14 protein-coding genes are annotated in these 17437 nt (G+C 56.9%); 3 read left to right on the forward strand and 11 right to left on the reverse strand.

Annotated features, from left to right (window positions below; translation table 11 throughout):
• Window positions 1-155 precede the first annotated feature (155 nt).
• The 7 genes from dnaK to H8B15_RS14520 all read right to left on the reverse strand — a co-directional run bounded on the left by dnaK (window position 156) and on the right by H8B15_RS14520 (window position 9543).
• Window positions 156-2093, reverse strand: a complete 1938-nt coding sequence (dnaK, locus tag H8B15_RS14490; protein WP_187320391.1) for a molecular chaperone DnaK — start codon at window positions 2091-2093, stop codon at window positions 156-158.
• 448 nt (window positions 2094-2541) lie between these two features.
• Window positions 2542-4812: a GH92 family glycosyl hydrolase gene (locus H8B15_RS14495; RefSeq protein ID WP_187320392.1), complete on the reverse strand. Its 2271-nt coding sequence runs from the start codon at window positions 4810-4812 to the stop codon at window positions 2542-2544.
• Between the two features lie 165 nt (window positions 4813-4977).
• Window positions 4978-5154, reverse strand: a complete 177-nt coding sequence (locus tag H8B15_RS14500) for a hypothetical protein (protein ID WP_187320393.1) — start codon at window positions 5152-5154, stop codon at window positions 4978-4980.
• Window positions 5155-5211: 57 nt separating this feature from the next.
• On the reverse strand, window positions 5212-5919 hold the full coding sequence (locus tag H8B15_RS14505; RefSeq protein WP_187320394.1) for an alpha/beta hydrolase: 708 nt from the start codon (window positions 5917-5919) through the stop codon (window positions 5212-5214).
• A complete protein-coding gene (locus H8B15_RS14510) occupies window positions 5919-6740 on the reverse strand; it encodes a pseudouridine synthase (RefSeq protein ID WP_187320395.1) in 822 nt (273 codons plus the stop codon). The genes H8B15_RS14505 and H8B15_RS14510 overlap by 1 nt, the downstream gene beginning before the upstream one ends.
• Before the next feature lie 57 nt (window positions 6741-6797).
• On the reverse strand, window positions 6798-7232 hold the full coding sequence (locus H8B15_RS14515) for a hypothetical protein (RefSeq protein WP_187320396.1): 435 nt from the start codon (window positions 7230-7232) through the stop codon (window positions 6798-6800).
• Between the two features lie 232 nt (window positions 7233-7464).
• The gene (locus H8B15_RS14520; RefSeq protein WP_246455509.1) at window positions 7465-9543 is read right to left on the reverse strand and encodes a VWA domain-containing protein; all 2079 of its coding nucleotides are present in this window, start codon (window positions 9541-9543) and stop codon (window positions 7465-7467) included.
• Between the two features lie 400 nt (window positions 9544-9943).
• Between H8B15_RS14520 and H8B15_RS14525 the strand changes: the two genes are divergently transcribed.
• On the forward strand, window positions 9944-10213 hold the full coding sequence (locus H8B15_RS14525; protein WP_187320397.1) for a hypothetical protein: 270 nt from the start codon (window positions 9944-9946) through the stop codon (window positions 10211-10213).
• A gap of 243 nt (window positions 10214-10456) precedes the next feature.
• Here H8B15_RS14525 and H8B15_RS14530 read toward each other — a convergent pair whose 3' ends face one another.
• A complete protein-coding gene (locus H8B15_RS14530; protein ID WP_187320398.1) occupies window positions 10457-11440 on the reverse strand; it encodes an aldo/keto reductase in 984 nt (327 codons plus the stop codon).
• A gap of 175 nt (window positions 11441-11615) precedes the next feature.
• Between H8B15_RS14530 and H8B15_RS14535 the strand changes: the two genes are divergently transcribed.
• Window positions 11616-12512, forward strand: coding sequence for a helix-turn-helix domain-containing protein (locus H8B15_RS14535; protein ID WP_187320399.1), 897 nt, complete (start codon window positions 11616-11618; stop codon window positions 12510-12512).
• Between the two features lie 136 nt (window positions 12513-12648).
• On the opposite strand, the gene H8B15_RS14540 is transcribed toward H8B15_RS14535, so the two are convergent.
• Both H8B15_RS14540 and H8B15_RS14545 read right to left on the reverse strand, forming a co-directional pair.
• Window positions 12649-13332: a YiiX family permuted papain-like enzyme gene (locus tag H8B15_RS14540; RefSeq protein WP_187320400.1), complete on the reverse strand. Its 684-nt coding sequence runs from the start codon at window positions 13330-13332 to the stop codon at window positions 12649-12651.
• Window positions 13333-13360: 28 nt separating this feature from the next.
• On the reverse strand, window positions 13361-13528 hold the full coding sequence (locus H8B15_RS14545) for a winged helix-turn-helix domain-containing protein (protein ID WP_187320507.1): 168 nt from the start codon (window positions 13526-13528) through the stop codon (window positions 13361-13363).
• A 455-nt stretch (window positions 13529-13983) separates the two neighbouring features.
• On the opposite strand from H8B15_RS14545, the gene H8B15_RS14550 reads away from it, so the two are divergent.
• Entirely contained in the window at window positions 13984-14946 is a 963-nt protein-coding gene (locus tag H8B15_RS14550; RefSeq protein ID WP_187320401.1) for a hypothetical protein, read from the forward strand.
• A gap of 211 nt (window positions 14947-15157) precedes the next feature.
• Here H8B15_RS14550 and H8B15_RS14555 read toward each other — a convergent pair whose 3' ends face one another.
• A complete protein-coding gene (locus tag H8B15_RS14555; RefSeq protein WP_187320402.1) occupies window positions 15158-17293 on the reverse strand; it encodes an alpha-L-arabinofuranosidase C-terminal domain-containing protein in 2136 nt (711 codons plus the stop codon).
• Window positions 17294-17437 lie beyond the last annotated feature (144 nt).

The following is a 17437-nucleotide window of genomic DNA, read 5'->3' on the forward strand; positions in this document are numbered from 1 at the left end:
TAGCACAACAACAACTCGTTCTATTATAATGGGGTCCTTCGCTCCACTGCGTTGCGTTCAGGATGACAAGAGGCGTAGAATAGCAGGAGAAAAAATAACGCAAAAAGGCCCGGAAGAATTTCTTCCGGGCCTTTTTAGTTAGCGTGTGTCAGCAATTACTTGCTGCCGTCCACTTCTTCGTAGTCTACGTCGGTTACGTTGTCGGCGCCCTGGGGCTGGCCTTGCTGGCCGTTGCCACCGGGCTGTCCGCCGAAGCCTTCTGCGCCGGGCTGGCCTTGTGGGCCGCCCTGGGCGTACATCTCCTGCGAGGCATTCTGCCAGGCGGCGTTGATGGCTTCCATAGCCGAGTCAATCTGTGCGAGGTCTTTGCTCTCGTGCGCCTTCTTGAGGTCGGCGAGGGCATTCTCAACGGCCGTTTTGTTACCGCCGCTCAGCTTATCGCCGTACTCTTTCAGCTGCTTTTCCGTCTGGAAAATCATCGAGTCAGCCTCGTTCACTTTCTTGATCCGGTCAGCCTCGGCGCGGTCGTTGGCCTCGTTGGCCTTGGCCTCGTTCTTCATCCGCTCAATGTCAGCGTCCGACAGGCCCGACGAAGCTTCGATACGAATCTTCTGCTCCTTACCGGTGCCTTTGTCCTTAGCCGATACGTTCAGAATACCGTTGGCGTCGATGTCGAAGGTTACTTCGATTTGCGGTACGCCGCGGGGTGCTGGCGGAATGTCGGCCAGGTGGAACTTACCAATGGTGCGGTTCTGCGAAGCCATCGGGCGCTCACCCTGCAACACGTGGATTTCCACGGAAGGCTGGTTGTCCGAAGCCGTGGAGAACGTCTCCGACTTCTTGGTAGGAATCGTGGTGTTCGACTCGATGAGCTTGGTCATCACGCCGCCCATCGTTTCAATACCCAGCGAAAGCGGGGTTACGTCGAGCAGCAGCACGTCTTTCACGTCGCCGGTCAGTACACCACCCTGGATGGCAGCGCCAATGGCCACTACCTCGTCGGGGTTCACACCTTTGTTAGGCTTCTTGCCGAAGAACTTCTCTACTTCTTCCTGAATGCGCGGAATGCGGGTAGAGCCACCCACGAGAATTACCTCGTCGATATCAGAAGCCGACAGGCCAGCGTCTTGCAGCGCTTTTTTGCAAGGCTCCATCGAACGACGCACGAGGTCGTCGGAGAGTTGCTCGAACTTGGCGCGGCTCAGCTTCACTACCAAGTGCTTAGGACCGGTAGCCGTAGCCGTGATGTAGGGCAGGTTGATTTCCGTCTCATTCGACGATGACAGCTCAATCTTGGCTTTCTCGGCGGCTTCTTTCAAACGCTGAAGAGCCAAGGGGTCGTTGCGCAAGTCGAGGTTATCGTTTTCAGCTTTGAACTGGTCGGCCAGGAAGTTGATGATAACCTGGTCGAAGTCGTCACCGCCAAGGTGCGTGTCACCGTTCGTGCTCAGTACCTCGAATACGCCGTCGCCCAGCTCCAGAATCGAGATGTCGAAGGTACCACCACCCAGGTCGTACACGGCAATCTTCTCGTCTTTGTGCTGTTTGTCGAGGCCATAGGCCAGGGCCGCGGCGGTCGGCTCGTTGATGATGCGCTTCACGTCGAGGCCCGCAATAGCACCGGCTTCTTTGGTAGCCTGGCGCTGGGCATCATTAAAGTAAGCCGGAACCGTGATAACGGCTTCCGTTACCGTGGTGCCGAGGTAGTCTTCGGCGGTCTGCTTCATCTTTTGCAGTACCATGGCCGAAATTTCCTGCGGCGTATACGTACGGTCACCGATTTTCACGGCTACCGTGTTGTTCGAGCCGCCTTGCACGTCGTAGGCTACGTGGTCGGTTTCACCGCGTACTTCGGAGAAGCTGCGGCCCATGAAACGCTTGATCGAAGCGATGGTGTTGGTGGGGTTGGTAATGGCTTGGCGCTTGGCGGGGTCACCTACTTTGCGCTCACCTTTACCGTTATCAAGGAACGCCACAATCGACGGCGTCGTGCGGCGGCCTTCGCTGTTCGGAATTACGACCGGCTCGTTGCCTTCCATTACGGCGACGCAGGAGTTGGTCGTACCGAGGTCAATACCGATTATCTTTCCCATGTTGGAGGGTTATAGTGTGTAGTTGAAGTGTCTTGGAATGTTGTGCAACTCAGGCACGCAAGGGTAGATACAAGCAGCGTACCAGCCCTTTTTTTGTGACAGATTGTCATTTTTCAATATTCCGTGCCGCCGATATCCGACGGACTGACTTTTACGAAAATCCCGGGGTAGGGATTACGTGACAGGTAGGCAGCCATGGTGAGTGGTGAAATTGTGAAATGGTGAGTTATTCAAAATTCGCTGTTCACCATTTAGCTAAAATTGCCGGATAGCCGCGTAGCGGCGAAAGGTTTGTAGCAGATGCCGGCACAAGGAGTGTGCGCCGCGTAGCGGTGCAAGGGGCAGATGGATTCCTTGCACCGCTACGCAGCGCGTCGTGCCAGAAACGCTTTTGTTCTACAAACCTCTCGCCGCTACGCAGTTATTCGGCAACTCGGGTAACTCTTGCCTACTTTGACAACGAAAAGGGTGCATCCTCCGGAGCTATGCCTCTGGTCAGGGCGGGGGTAGGGGCCATTTGGAGCGTGAGCTTGCCGCCTTTATTCAGGTCGCCATACGTGAGCCAGTGATGGGTGTAGGGCTGATCATTTAAAGTAGCCGACTGAATGTAGACGTTAGCCGGCGCGTTGCCCTGCGCGTCGATAACAAACTGCCGGCCATTTTCCAGCGTGAGGGTGGCCTTGGGGAAAGCCGGGCTGCCGATTACGTATTGGTCGGTGCCGGGGCAGACGCTGTACAGGCCCAGGGCGCTGAGCACGTACCAGGAGGAGGTCTGGCCCTGGTCTTCGTCGCCGGGGTAGCCGTTTTCGGTGGTGTTATAGAGCTTGCGCATCACCTCGCGCACGTGCTGCTGGGTTTTCCAGGGCTGCCCGCCGTAGGTGTAGAGGTAGGGCATGTGCTGGATGGGCTGGTTGCCGTGGGCGTACTGCCCCATGTCGGCCATCACCATCTCCGTCATCTCGTGAATCATGCCGCCGTAGGTGCCCACCGCCACCGTGTTCGGCTCCGAGAAGACCGAATCGAGCTTGCTGACAAAGTTTTTGTTGCCGCCCAGCAGGTTGATTAGACCCTGTATATCGTGAAACACCGACCACTCCCAGTGCCAGGCGTTGCCCTCGGTGAAGGGGCCGCCCCACTCCACGGGATTGAAGTTTGCTACCCACTCGCCGTTGGCCTGCCTACCCCGCATGAAGCCCGTTTTGGGGTCATACACGTTGCGGTAGTTGTACATCTGGCGAGTAAAAATATTCTTGTAAAAGTCGTTGCCAATGGCGCTGGCCAGCTGGTAGGCGCAGAAGTCGTCGTAGGCGTATTCCAGGGTTTTGGCCGTGGCCTCGCGGTATTTGGGGTAGGGCACGTAGCCAAGCTGGTAGTACTCAGCAAAGCCGTGGCGGCCGTTGGCGGGACCCCAGGGGCCTTTGTTGGTGGCCTCGTGCAGGTAAGCGCGCAGGGCCTGCTCGGGGTCGAAGGTGCGGATGCCCTTCATCCAGGCATCAGTGAGCAAGGAAATGGCGTGGTTGCCAATCATGCTACCCCCTTCGCCGGGAAACGACCATGAGGGCAGCCAGCCGCATTGCTCCTGCGCCGCCAGCAAGGCCTGCATGTAGCGACCGTGCATGGTAGGGTAGAGCAGGGCATTTAGCGGAAACTGCGCCCGGAAGGTGTCCCAAAAGCCGGTGTCGGTGAACATATAGCCCTCGTGCACCTTGCTGTCGTAGGGGCTGAAGTAGTACGGCTTGCCGGCTTTGTCGTACTCATAGAACTGGCGCGAGAACAGGCTAGCCCTAAAAAAACAGGAGTAAAACGTAGCCTTATCTTCCTCCGTGCCGCCCTCCATTTTAATCCGGCCCAAGTGCTGGTTCCAAATTTTGGCCGCGGCAGCTTTGGTGTCGTCCAGTCTTTTGAATTTGCCCAGCTCCTTTTGCAGCGTCACGCTGGCTTGCTTGGGGCTGATGTAGGAGGAAGCCGTTTTGGCCTGCACCGTGGCGCCGTCTTTGAAGCGCAGGTACACGCCTACCCCCTCGCCGGCGCCTTGCTGCTGGCCGGCCTGCACGGTGTTTTTGCGGTTTTCCCAGGTGCCATAAGCTGTGAAGGGTTGGTCGAATACCACTTCCAGGTAGCTTTTCAGCGAGTGGTCTTTGTTGCTTTTGTTGTTGCTGACGAAGCCGGTTATTTTCCGCTCCTTCGGCCATATTTTCAGCTCGCTGATGCCGGTATAGCCATCGAGCACCACGTAGCTGGCCCCTTTCGGAAACCGAAACCGCAAGTGGGCGCCGCGCTCGGTGGGAGCTATTTCGGTGGTGACGTGGTTGGCGAGCGTTACTTTGTAGTAATTAGGCTTCGCAATTTCGTCGGTGTGGGAGAAGCCGGTGGCCCGCTCGTTTTCTCCTACCACCAGCTGGCCGCTCACCGGCATCAGCGAGAACACGCAATAATCCTCTGTCCAGGAGCTGCACTGGTGCGCCTGCTGGAAGCCCCGGATGGTTTTCTTAGCGTATTGGTATTTCCACCCGTCGCCGTTTTTGCCGGTTTGGGGCGTCCAGGTGTGCATCCCGAAGGGGAGGGCAGTGGTAGGGTAGGTGTTGCCGCGGGTGAGGTGAAAGTCGGAGTTCGTGCCTTGCAACGTGTTCACATAGGACACCAGGTCGCGCTGCTGCGCGCGTACGGCGAATACGCTAAGCTGTAAAATCAGGAAGAAGGGTAGGGCTTTCGTTGGCATAGCGTGTCTTGGATGGATAGGCGGATTTTCTAACCTGAATCTGTTTTGACAGGGTAGGTTATATTTTCCAATCGACACATTTAGAACGCTATAGCTGCGTGGGGATTTAAGGGAGACGAAATACAGCAAGATGTTGCATCTCTACCCCTTAACTAGCCAATCAACCTACTGCATACGAGTCAGAAACCCCGCAATGGTCCGTTGCCACAGCGCAGGCTGTTTGCGCCAGTAGGGCTCGTGGCCGGCCAGAGCAAAGTCCTGCCGCTGCTTAGGGCCACGCAGACCGCGGAAAACAGCGTCGGTTTCGGCGCGGGTTACGCGGGCGTCCTGCTCTCCCCACATCAGTAGGGTAGGGGTAGTGATGTGCGTGGCGTAGTCGGTGGCTTTCAGTCCGTAGGCTCAGAAGCCATTCTGCACGCCGCCCCAAAATACCAGCAGATTGGCCATCGGAAAGCTTGGCACGTGCATGGAGGCGAAGCGGTTTTGGGCGGTTTGCAGCATACTGCCGTAGGGACACTCTATTATATTGGCGGCCGGCCGTACACCCAGCTCACTTTCAGCCCGCAAAATGGCCACAGCACCCATGCTGGGACCATACAGTACAATCGGGCCGGTGGTGGGTTGCCGTTGCAGCCAGTGCACTGCGGCGGCCACGTCATCGGCCTCGCGGTAGCCGACGGTGGTGCGGTAGCCCTCGGAGCCGCCGTTGCCCGCAAAATCGACCAGCAGCACCGCGTAGCCCAGCCGCCGGAAGTAGGCCGCTTCCGTTACCAGCTTTGATTTGTTGCTGGTGTAGCCATGAAACAGCGCCACCGTGCCGCGCCGCCCGGCCACCGGGCCATACCACGCGGCCAACCGACCATTGGGACTATCAATGAAAACAGACTGGTAGGGAAACGACGGTACGCCCTCGTTCACGGGCTTGGGGTTGCGCACGCCCGTAAGCAACAGCGTCAGCTTCTGCGCCGCGGAAACCCGCTCTGGGCTTTGGGTGCGCGGACCGCCGGCCTCCACAAAATGCGTGAAGCGCCAAGCGTGAAAGAACGTCACCACATTCATCCCCAGCAGCGCGAGCAGCAACGCCCACAGCCACCACCGCCGACGCATTATTTCCGGCCGGCGTTGCGGCCGCTGCTGGCTGGGCGGCCGGTGCCCGGTTTCCGGCTGGCGCCGCGGCTACCTTTGTCAGAGGGTTTGTTGTCGTTGGTGCGAGCCGCTGGTTTGCCGCCGAAGCCGCCGCGGTTGTAGCCGCCGGCTGCGTTTTTGGGCTTGGTGCCGGGGCGCACGCCGCCGGGCCAAAACTCGCCTTTCTTGCGGCTGTCGGTGGCGCGGGAGGTGCCGGCCTCAGCGGTCTGGGCGGCCGTCAGGTCTTTCAGGGTTTGTACTTCGGTGGTGGTCAGCTCGCGCCACTGGCCGGGTGCTAGATCCAGCAGATCGAGGCCAGCGAGCTGGGCCCTTACCAGGCGCAGGGTAGGGAAGCCCACGGCGGCCGTCATCTTGCGCACCTGCCGGTTCATGCCCTGCGAAATCGTGATTTGCACCCAACTGGTGGGGATATTGGCCCGAAAGCGTACCGGCTTGCTCCGCTCCCACAGCGCGGGCGGCTCGGGCAGCACCGCTACCTCAGCGGGGGTAGTAAAGCCGGATTTGATGTCCACGCCGCGCCGCAGTTGCTCCAGGGCTTCCTCCGTCGGCTCGCCCTCTACTTGCACCCAATACGTTTTCGGAATCTTGAAGCGCGGTTCCGATAAGCGGTGCTGGAGCTGCTTGTCGTCGGTGAGCAGCACTAGGCCTTCCGAATCGTAGTCCAGCCTTCCCACGGGGTAGATGTTGGGCACGGCCACAAAATCTTTGAGCGTAGCCCGGCCGCTTTCGTCGGTGAATTGAGTGAGGACTTCGTAGGGCTTGTTGAGCAGCAGGTAGCGCATGGGAGCAAAGTGAAATATCCTGCAAAGGACGACAAATTTCAGGCCCCGCCGCTCGGTCTACCGCCCCAGCTTGCGCAAGCGGGCACGCACCAGTCCCTCAGGCACTACCTCATGCATGGTGCCCGAGCGGTAGACCACATACGTGGCGCTGTCGTGGCGGACAATGCCGTGCCCCCCCGACGTATCGTAAGTGTGCGCCAGCAGCGTACCAATGCGTACCGTATCGGCGGCGCGGCGCGGGGGGAGGGCCAGGGGCGGTACGGTATCGGGGGCAAGCGCGGCGGCATTCAGCACGGCCATGCGCGCCTGGTAGGCGAGGGAATCGTAGCGCGTGTAAGGGCGCGAGCGGAACTCGCCCGGCTGGTAGTCCTCGCTGTGCGTGAAGTGGGTGCGCACGGCTTCTTTCACCTGCGCCTGTGCCTGCTCCTCAGCAGTTTGCTGACAGGCGGGCAGGCAAAAAAGCAGAAGCAGAGTGGGAACAAAGGCTTTCATATACAAGAATGTGTTTGACGATTGAGGGTCATGCGAAACGCAGCCAAAGCACGACCGCCTAACGATTTTCTAAGAAGTGGGTTGAGTTAATTGAAAAAGTGGTTTGAACGATGTAGAGACGCCTATTTGCGTTTCGTCGGCCGCGCCTTTGCACGAAATCGTTCAACGACAAGCTGCAAGTATGCGTCTCTACACCCTATCAACAACCCACCGGTCTAACTCAAACAACACCTTAGATGCTGCCTGAATATTTCCGAATACCCCACTCGGCCGTCACGAGCGCCAGCAGCAGGAAAAACAGCCATTTCTGGTCAATCAATTCCTTTAGGTCTTCCTGCGAGTAGATAACGGGCTTGTAGTTCGCCTTTTCAATGTCCTGCGCAAGCTGCGCAAACTGACTAGGGTAGTACAAGCGCTGCCCGCTCTGGCGGCTGAGCTGATAGAGCAGGTTGTGGTCGGCGCGCGATTGAAGGGCTTCTAGCTGCTGGTCCTGCACCAGCAGCTCGCCGCTGGCCTGCTGGGGTTGGCCACCCAGCGTGGCGCGGGCCTGGTAGCGGTAGAGCCCACCGGGCAAGGGGCCCAGGTGGAGCGGCGAGCCGTCCTCGCTGTTGCTGAAGGTGAACGTGCGCGGCTGGTTCTGCTCGTTGGTGAGCGTGAGCGTAATCTTCTGATTGTAAATGCGCTCGAAGATGGCGTTGTACGTCTCCACCCCAAACGTCACGTCGTCGCGGGTCGTGAAGTCGTCCTGGGTAGGGTACACATCGAGGCGCTTCTTGTTGGCGTTTTGCGTCAGGAGTTGCAGCGTGCGCACCACCAGGCGGTCGTAGGCCTCGGGATGGTCGTCGTGCTCCACGGCCTCCTGCAAGCGCCACTGCCAACTGCCGTCGGTAAGTAGGGTAGCGGCCTTGGTCTGCGCGCCCCCGCCAAATACCAGCAGCGGCTTGGTGGTGCGCACGCGCCCTACCTGCTGCAACAGCGCCGCCTCGGCCCCGCCGCTCAACTGCACCTCCCCGAAGGGCACCGGTGCGGGCGGGTAGGCGGCAAAGCGCTGTAAGTCGTCCTGCGAAAACGTGAAGCGCGCAAAGGCCGGATTCGGCGCGGGCGTCACGTCGTCGGTCTGTTGGCCGCGGGGCTGCACCGTCAGGCCCGCGCCAGCATTGTTGAACGCCGTGAAATCGGACTGCGCGCCCAGGATATACAAGGCCGGTAGGCGCTGCTGGCGCACCAGGTTCAGCACTTCCTGCCCTACCCCTAGCCGGCTGGGCAGCTGGTGCAGAATGGCCACGTCGTAGTCCTGGGCCTTCAGGGGCGTGATGCCGGGCAGGTAGGCCACCAGCTCGTAGTTGTCGTTGCTGCTGATGGCGGCACGCAGGGCTTTCAAATCGGGGTGGGGCGCGGCGGCGGCCAGCAGCACGCGCAGCCTGCCGCGCACCACGTCCACGTAGGCAAACTTGCTGTTGTTGAGTAAGGTAAACTCGCCGGCTTGCTTCTGCACTACCACCTCGTAGCGGCGCTTGCCGGGGGCGGGCGCCGTCAGCAAAAACGTGGTTTTGGTGCGCCGCTGACCCGCGGGCAGCTTCACAGTGTTAGTAGCCAGCACGCGGCCGCCCTCGCGCAGCTGCACAGTAGCTGTGCCGCCGGCAAAGCCGTCGTAGGCCACTTCCGCCTCAACCGGAAACTTGTTGCCGCTGAAGGCCACGCGGTTGTAGTTGAGCGCGGGCAGGCTCAGGTCGCGTTTGGGCACGGTGTCACCCATGGCTACGCTGTAAATCGGGAATTTATAGGTGGTGTATTCCGGGGCCCTACCCTGATTCACGATGCCATCGGAGAGCAGCACCACGCCGGCCAGGTTGCGGCCCTCATAACCCTCCTGCACGCCCGTGAGCAGGGCGTCGAGGTCGGTGGCTGGGGCCGTGAAGCGCACCGAATCGGGGGTAGCGGGCGGCTGCGGGGCGGGCGGCAGGGTCCGGGTTTCCACGTTGAAACCGCGGCCGCGCAGAGTGGCGGCCAGCTGCGTGAGGCCTGTGCGCGCCTGCTGCAACACCGGCGCCGGCGTAAACAGCCCCACCGACTGCGAGTTATCCACGGCCAGCACCAGGGTAGGCGCTTCGGTAGTATTGGTGGTAGCGCGCACAAACGGACCCAGCAGCAGAAAGCACAAAAAGCTTACGACCACAAAGCGCAGCCCCGCCAGCAGATAATTAATAGGCTTGCTCCAAGGCGCCCGCGCCGAGTAGAGCAAAGCCGCGTAGCCGGCGCCCACGGCCAGGCACAGCAGGATAAACCAGGGAGAATAAGCGGTAGTCAGCAAAAGGCGACGGTATCAGATGGAATGCTAAGAACCCGGGAGCAAGCCGGATAGTTGCGCAAGTGAACAGGCGAAGCGAAGGTAGGAAGTTACGCGAGGAGAAAGTTCCATCGCTATCTTCAAGTACTAAAGCTTTATATGCCTTTTTGCAATGAATACAAAATGCATCTGTTCTCTAATTACATATACTCTAACTGCTGCTACGCTATTTCTAATAGCATGTACAGCAAAGCAAGAGCCTACGGTAGTTTCAAATACCGAACATCTACTTAACTCTGACACACTTTTTTTGAGTGCTCAATATTCAGAATGTGGGGAGTTTGGTGGACATAGGGACTTGATAAAGATATACGGGAGTAATAAGTGGTGGCCCGAGGAGAGCAGAAACGCCTCATTAACTGCTGTGCTCTATACAGATTCAATATGCCCGCCAAGTGAAGAGCGAAAACCTCAGTTGATTAAACAGAAGCAAATCAGCTTGAGTGAAGAGCAAATAATAATGAATTATATGCAGGAATTACTTCTATATAGTATGAAGGAAGCATATCCATCTCATGCGGGTCAGGTTTATGTAGTTCGATCATCAAATGGCCCAACTACTATTTGGTTTTATGATACTTGGTATCATTGGAATGGATATAAGGAAATGAAAAACAAACTATTTAGAGAATAATTAATGAGTATAAAATTACTGTTTCACTATCGTTAGCAGTTCATCTAGTAGCAACTGCTTGCCATAGCTCTTCTATAGATTGGCTTGCACGTCTGGATACCGCTTGCAACTGTAGCTACTGATTATGCCTAAGAAAATGCTCTGCTTTACATGAGTAATCGAAGTACGTTGTAAGTATTAGACCACCGTACGATTTACAGGGTAGTGGCTCACGCCGACTAGCATGAGCCACTACCCCGTAGATTACCGGCCTTGCAGGTCTGCTAAAATTGCGGGGTAACGCTCTCCCTGCAGGTTGATGCTGTCCAACGCCCTTTTGATAACAACCAACTCCTCCTCGCTCAACGTGATAGTTGTCCCGCCTATATTTTCTTCCAAGCGAGTCATTTTTGTGGTTCCCGGAATTGGGGCAATCCAGGGTTTTTGCGCCAGTAGCCAGGCTAGGGCAATCTGCGCCGGCGTGGCGTTTCGTTCGGCCGCAAGCGTTGTGACCAGGTCAACAATGGTTTGATTCGCTTCGCGGTTTTCTTTGCTGAAACGCGGCATAACATTTCGCCAATCGGTCTTGTCGAATGCGGTATTCGCATTCATTTTACCTGTTAAGAACCCTTTGCCCAGCGGGCTAAACGGCACGAAACCAATGCCCAGTTCTTCTAGCAAGGGAAGAATTTCCTGCTCTGGTTCGCGCCAGAACATGGAGTACTCGCTTTGCAGGGCGGCCACGGGCTGGACGGCGTGGGCCCGGCGAATACTTTGTGCGCTCGCCTCACTCATCCCAAAGTATTTCACTTTGCCCTCGGCAATCAACTCTTTGACGGTGCCGGCCACCTCTTCTACTGGCACGTCCGGGTCTACGCGGTGCTGGTAGAACAAGTCGATACAATCGGTTTGTAGATACCGCAGCGAGTTTTCCGCCACCTGCCGGATACGCTCCGGGCGACTATTCAACCCGTCGGTATTGCGGCCGTTCTGAAAGCCAAACTTGGTGGCGATAATGACGTTGTCGCGCACGTCATGCAAGGCTTTACCTACCAATTGCTCATTGGCGCCCTGGCCGTACACTTCGGCGGTATCGAAAAACGTAATACCCCATTCGTACGCTTTGCGAATGAGGGCAATGGCCTCTTTTTCGTTCGTTGCCGGGCCATATCCATGGCTCAGGCCCATGCAGCCGAAGCCAAGTTCGGACACTTCTAATCCGGAGGTTCCTAGTTGTCGAGTTTTCATATTGCAGTAGCAGCTAGTTGTGGTTTGCGTGGCTGCTGCTGCAAAAGTGGGGAGGGTAGGTAGGCCGATTTGTATACAGATTACAGGTTTACTTACCACTATTACTACTTGGGAAAGCCGGTGCCGGAAGGGCTTGTCGGAACCTGTACTTTTGTAGCCAGCAACGAACAAGGCCATGGAAGAGATTGTGCATATTGACAGCGTCTCGCAGTACAATACCATGCGGGGCATACCCACCAGGCACCCGCTCATTACGGTGCTGGACCTCGCGAAAGCGCAGCCAATGCCCGCCAAGTCCTTCAACTTCGGGTTGTATGCGGTGGGGCTGAAAGAACTCAACCACGGTCAGTTGCGCTACGGCAGAAGGCACTATGATTACCAGGAAGGCAGTCTGATCTTTATAGCGCCCGGCCAGATGGTAGGGGTGGAACCCGGCGTGGAGCTATTTGCCCCAAAAGGGTGGGCATTGCTCTTTCACCCCGACCTGCTGCACGGCACGCCGCTGGGCAAGCACATGCAAGCGTATTCCTTCTTTACCTATGCTGTACATGAAGCGCTGCACTTATCGGAAAAAGAGAAAGGCATTGTGTTGGATTGCTTCGCCAACATCGAGTATGAGCTTGAGCAAACGATAGACAAGCACAGCAAAACCCTGATAGCTTCCAACATCGAGCTGCTGCTCAAGTACTGCCTCCGTTTCTACGACCGCCAGTTTATAACGCGCGATACGGCCAATAAAGGAATTCTGGAACGGTTTGAACGCGTGTTGGGAGGCTATTTCTCGTCCGATCATCCGCAGAAGGAAGGCTTGCCTTCGGTTGCTTACTGCGCCGAAGCGTTGCATCTATCCCCCAACTACTTCGGCGACTTGGTGAAGAAGGAAACCGGTAAATCTGCCCAGGAATACATTCAGGCCAAAGTGATAGATATAGCCAAGGAGCGGGTATTCAACCTGCATAAATCAGTGAGTGAAATTGCCTACGAATTAGGCTTCAAATACCCACAGCATTTCACTCGGCTATTCAAACAAAAGACGGGCGTTACGCCCAATGCGTACCGAACGAGGAATTGAATTTAGACCTGTTCAAAAGGTCAATAGGGTAGGTGAAGCGTTTGGGGTAGTTGGGTGTGCGCCACGCGTGCCGCCTGTTTCATAAATGCTGCCGTTTCTGTACGAAGTAGAAGCGGCTACGCCGGAGAAATAAGCCCTACCGCTCTACCACCGTCACCAACTCCCTACTCTCCAGCATCCGCACAGGCGAAATAACCAGCTCATCCAGCGGCAGTTGCTTGCCATAGCGTTCTTTCAGCTTTGCCTGCACAGCCGGCTGGCTCAGATCAAACTCACGCAGGTGCTGTAGTTGACCTATTTCGCGGCCGGTGGCCTGTTGATACATCTTCCACAGTAGCTCGGAGCAATAGATGCGGTCATCGGACCAACCAAAGTAGAGGTCGTAGTTTTTGCCGCGGTACTGCTCGCCGGCGGCGCGGAGGCGGCGCAACGCGGCCGGCGTGAGTACTCGGTCGGCGTCGCGCAAGCGCTTCACCACAAAATGACCACCAGCGCCCCGCGCCACCCAACTGCCCAGTGGCGTATCGCTCACGGGCTGCACGGCTTCATACACGCGCCACTCGTTGCCCTGGCGGTAGAGGATGCCGCAGTGGCTATACGGCGAGTGCGTGGCCAGCTGAATAGCTTGGCTCTGAGCGGAAGTAGACGCCTGAAAAATCAAGTCGCCGTCATGGAGCTGCGGGGCGGCCTGGGCTACGGTGGTAGCGGCCTGTTGTGCGCTGCGGTAGCGAAGGTAACGATGCCGGGCGCGAGGATAGGCAACGAAAGCGGCAGCCGCAGTAAGAACAAGCAGGAGAAGCAACAGAAAGCGCTTGTGCATGAGCAGAGGGCGTAAAAAGCAACACAAGCTACGCAATCAGCTTAAACCCTACCCCTTGGATATTCAGAATATTCAGCGTCTCATCCTGGCGCGGGTGCTTGCGCAGGTGCGACAGATACACATCCATGTTGCGGGCAGTGAAGAAATTGTCGTCACCCCAGAAGCGGCGCAGGCAGGTGCGGCGGTCCAGAATCAGTGTTCGTGCGACTCTGTCTCCAGCATTTCCTAAGCTTCATTCGAAGGGTTTCTGCGCGGGGGCATCGGCTTCAATAGCTCTGGTGAAATTCTGCTGGGCAAAAGTGTCTTACTACCATCTTTTTTCTTTCGACAGAACCAAAAAATTGAAAGTGTAGTGTCTTTATTCTGCGATGATACCATATGTATGGCTATGAAATATTGATAAGTAGACAATTACAGTGACGATAAGAAAGTAAATTAGAAAAATACTATGCTTATATAATTGTACTATTTATAAAATAATTATGAATATTTTGATTTAAAATCAGAGTTTTCTTACTATTTTTCGTGTAGAAGCTCCACAGTAGCTGCTAACATTATTCTAAGTGGCTATAAGCCACACTAGCAGTGGTATGCACTATGGTGGAGTACCTCTAGCACACTTCACTTCTTCACCCTTCAAGCTTCACAACCATGAGAAACCTTGTCAAAGCTTCTCTGCTTACGCTGCTGCTTAGCGGAGCTATTTTCTCCTGCTCGAAAACGGAGTTGGATAATGTGAATTTGTCTGCTACCTCGGCGCAGAATGCCAAATCCACACCTACCACAGTGCTCGATGCACCTTCCATTGATTGTGTGCCCACCAAAGCAACCGGTAGCAGCATCACGCTAGTAGTACGCGCGGGTAATAGCGGAGCACCTGCCGGTTTCTCGGTGCAATGGATGTTGAAATCAGAATATGATGCGAACGGGTGGCCGGTGAGTAGTGAGGTAAATACCGAGACGTCATCGTTCTGCAAAGCTTCTTTTTCTGGCGTGCCAGGTGCCTCAGGCTATAATCTGCCTAGCCAGGGGTATACCGAAGTAACAATCGGCGACGTACTATACGACCAGGTGGGCGCGTCGTCGCCCTGCGAAAACGTACCGCTGCTCTGTGGGAGAGAGTACGTGTTCCGTGCTTTTGCACATAATGTGCCCCAAGGAAAGGCAAAAAGCGAGTTTTCTGCTACGCAAATGTGCTCTACACTAGCGTGTAGCGGCGAAACATCCTGTACCCTAACGCAAGGCTACTGGAAAACACACGGCCCGGAAGGTTGCCTGAACGGCAACAATACGAACATGTGGCCTGTGACGTCATTGATGCTTGGTAACACTTCCTACCAAGACACGCAGCTGTGCTCTATTCTCAACACTCCGGCAAAAGGTAATGGCTTACTCACTCTGGCGCACCAATTGATTGCGGCAAAACTGAACGTTGCAAATGGTGCAAAAGCATCAGCTGTGGCAGCCAGCATTGTTGCTGCGGATGAAATGATTGGGGATCTGAAAGTGGGAGACAGTGGCTACCTGGCGCCCGGCGTTACGAGTGCTCTCGTATCGGCTCTGGATAACTACAATAGCGGAGCTACGGGTCCTGGGCACTGCCCCGAGAAGTAGTCTGTTGGCAAGGTTTAAACAAAAAGGGCATCCAATTGGCTGCCCTTTTTGCTTTTTTAATAGGTACATGTAGGATACCCAGGAGTGGGTGTTCCTCTGCTTCTGCCTATCCTGTCTTCGTAGCAGCCTGCTGTGAGGCAGGCTGTTGTGCATTTGCGCAATGCTACCTACTGCTGATTGGATTTATCGGCAGGGAGAGGTGGGCTGCGCTCTACTGCCGCGGCTGCAGTTGCAACACCGTCACGGAGTAGGGGTCGAGGGTGCGGGTGAACTGGGGCGCTACGCGCTTGATGCGGGCCGTAGTAGGAACTATCTTCTTCGGGTCCGTGATGCTGTTTGTATCCTCGGGCTTTGTGCCTTTTAGCACCACCATCGTGGCGCTTGGCTCCAGTTTCGTAACGCCTTGTAGGTTGATGTCGATGGGTTGCTTGGTGCCCAGGGTGTTGACGAGCTTCAGGTAGATGGCGCCGGTTTTGTCGTCTTTGGTAGCGGCGTAGAACAGGCTGGGCACGGGCTTGGGCGTCCTACCCTCGGTGCTGTCGCGGCGGGTCATGGGGCGGGGGCGCAGGGGAATGTTGGCGGCCGTGGTCGGCACAATCTGATTGCCCAGATACTCGCTGAACATCTTTTGCACGTAGTACGCCGGCGACCCGTAGCTATTCAGGGCATCGTACCCAATCAAGTCCGAATCCCACTGCCAGGCTTTTTTGGCGGTAGCCGTGGCGGTGTTCACGTTCACAAACAGCGGCGCGTAGCACGACATCACTACCAGGTCGGCGTTGCGCTCCATGCCGGTCATCCAGGCGGCATCGCCCAGGGCGGCGTTCAGGTTGGTAGTAGGAGCGCCCTCGCGCGTGGCCCATTCGCCCACGAAGATTTTAGGACCGTTACGGTCGTAGGTGTCGTATTGGGCGGCGTTTTGCCACATGTCCCAGGAGTTGCGGTAGTAGTGCTCGTCGAGCAGCTCCGGCGCCTTGCCGCTGGTCACTTTCTGGTTAGGAAACTGCGCGTCGGCGATGGTGGAGATGCAGTGCAGCTGCGGGTATTTCTTCTCAATGGCGGTGCGGAACTGGTTGAAACGGCCGTCGTAGCTGTTGCTGCGGTCAAACCAGTCTTCGTTGCCGATTTCCACATAGCGCAGCTTGAAGGGGGCAGGGTGGCCGTCGGCGGCGCGCTTGGCACCCCAATAGGTGTTCACGTCGCCCATCACGTACTCTATCTCGTTCAGGGCATCTTCCACGTGGGGTTGGAGAAGGGGGCCAGCGTCGATGTGGTCACCGTCCAGCGAGTAACCGGCGTACACACCCAGCAGCGGCTCGGCTTTTATATCCTCGCACCACAGCAAAAACTCCAGCAGCCCCATGCCATCGGAGGCGCGGTAGCCCCAGGAGCCCTTGTGGCCGGGGCGGCTTTCCAGCGGCCCCAGCGTGGCTTTCCAAGGAAACGCATCCGTCAGCAGCGGGCCTTCCAGGTAATTGCCGCCGGGGAAGCGCAGAAACTTGGGCTTCATGTCCAGCATCATCTGCGTCAGATCGGGGCGGTTGCCGTTGGGGCGGTTGTTGAAGGTAGGCGGAAACAGCGACACCAGGTTGAAGTAGTACAGGCCGGGCCGGTCGGTGGAAATGACGAACCGGGCGTCTTTCGTGGGGTTCACGTTGGCGCTGGTGGTCAGGGTCACGTTGTACTTCTTCCAATAAGGGCTTTTTTCCAGGTTCACGGTGCCGGTGGCGTACACCGTTTTGCCGTCGTTGCTCTCGATGGTCACCTGCATCGGGCCGGCGGTATTGTCCTCGATAACCGGTGCGGCGGGCGGTGCCGGTTGGCCCGGCCGCTGGCGCGGCGGCGGAATGCTGCCCGTGCCCTTCAGGTATAAGGAGGCCTGGTAGGTGGTAGCCGGCTTCACCGGAATGCCCCAGTAGCCTTCGTTGGCCACGCCTACCCGGCCATTGGCCTTTTCCACGGTCAGGCGCAGGCAGGTGGTCAGGGCCTCGTTGATGGCGTGACGCCGCTCGTCGTAGGGCACGTTGCCTTGGGTGGCGGCCATCAGCTTGATGCTAGCCTTGGAGCCGGCGTTATCCTGCACTAGGCTCCACCCTTCGGGGGTAGTAGGGTCGTCCTTGAAGATCCGGTTGCGGATCAGCTCGGCGTATAGGCCGCCGTCGTAGGAGTGGTTGATTTCCTCGGTCATCAACCCATACAGCATCGGGCTGACGGCGGCGCCCGGCTTCGATACGTCCAGCGTGAGGGTAGGCTTTTGGGCCTGCGCGGGCGAGAATAGCACGGTGGTAAGCAACAAGGTGCCAACGCCGACTTTCGCCAGGGCGGCGTGTGTAGTGGTTTTTTTCATGGGTAGGAAGAAGGTAAGATTAGCAGACGCCAAAAAGATGCGTATTTCTTTTTGTAGTTGCCTCATTTTCTGCGCTTCTGCCTGGTAAAAACCATTGCTGAGCACTCCGCCCATTACGCGTAGAGCCGCAGCTTGCGGCTGCGG

This window comes from Hymenobacter citatus, assembly GCF_014333615.1.
Lineage (GTDB): Bacteria > Bacteroidota > Bacteroidia > Cytophagales > Hymenobacteraceae > Hymenobacter > Hymenobacter citatus.

What these genes read in the sequence shown, in the direction of transcription:
- dnaK (WP_187320391.1), bottom strand. Translation starts at nt 2,093, where the DNA reads ATGGGAAAGATAATCGGTATTGACCTCGGTACGACCAACTCCTGCGTC.
- H8B15_RS14495 (WP_187320392.1), bottom strand. Translation starts at nt 4,812, where the DNA reads ATGCCAACGAAAGCCCTACCCTTCTTCCTGATTTTACAGCTTAGCGTA.
- H8B15_RS14500 (WP_187320393.1), bottom strand. Translation starts at nt 5,154, where the DNA reads ATGTGGGGAGAGCAGGACGCCCGCGTAACCCGCGCCGAAACCGACGCT.
- H8B15_RS14505 (WP_187320394.1), bottom strand. Translation starts at nt 5,919, where the DNA reads ATGCGTCGGCGGTGGTGGCTGTGGGCGTTGCTGCTCGCGCTGCTGGGG.
- H8B15_RS14510 (WP_187320395.1), bottom strand. Translation starts at nt 6,740, where the DNA reads ATGCGCTACCTGCTGCTCAACAAGCCCTACGAAGTCCTCACTCAATTC.
- H8B15_RS14515 (WP_187320396.1), bottom strand. Translation starts at nt 7,232, where the DNA reads ATGAAAGCCTTTGTTCCCACTCTGCTTCTGCTTTTTTGCCTGCCCGCC.
- H8B15_RS14530 (WP_187320398.1), bottom strand. Translation starts at nt 11,440, where the DNA reads ATGAAAACTCGACAACTAGGAACCTCCGGATTAGAAGTGTCCGAACTT.
- H8B15_RS14535 (WP_187320399.1), top strand. Translation starts at nt 11,616, where the DNA reads ATGGAAGAGATTGTGCATATTGACAGCGTCTCGCAGTACAATACCATG.
- H8B15_RS14540 (WP_187320400.1), bottom strand. Translation starts at nt 13,332, where the DNA reads ATGCACAAGCGCTTTCTGTTGCTTCTCCTGCTTGTTCTTACTGCGGCT.
- H8B15_RS14550 (WP_187320401.1), top strand. Translation starts at nt 13,984, where the DNA reads ATGAGAAACCTTGTCAAAGCTTCTCTGCTTACGCTGCTGCTTAGCGGA.
- H8B15_RS14555 (WP_187320402.1), bottom strand. Translation starts at nt 17,293, where the DNA reads ATGAAAAAAACCACTACACACGCCGCCCTGGCGAAAGTCGGCGTTGGC.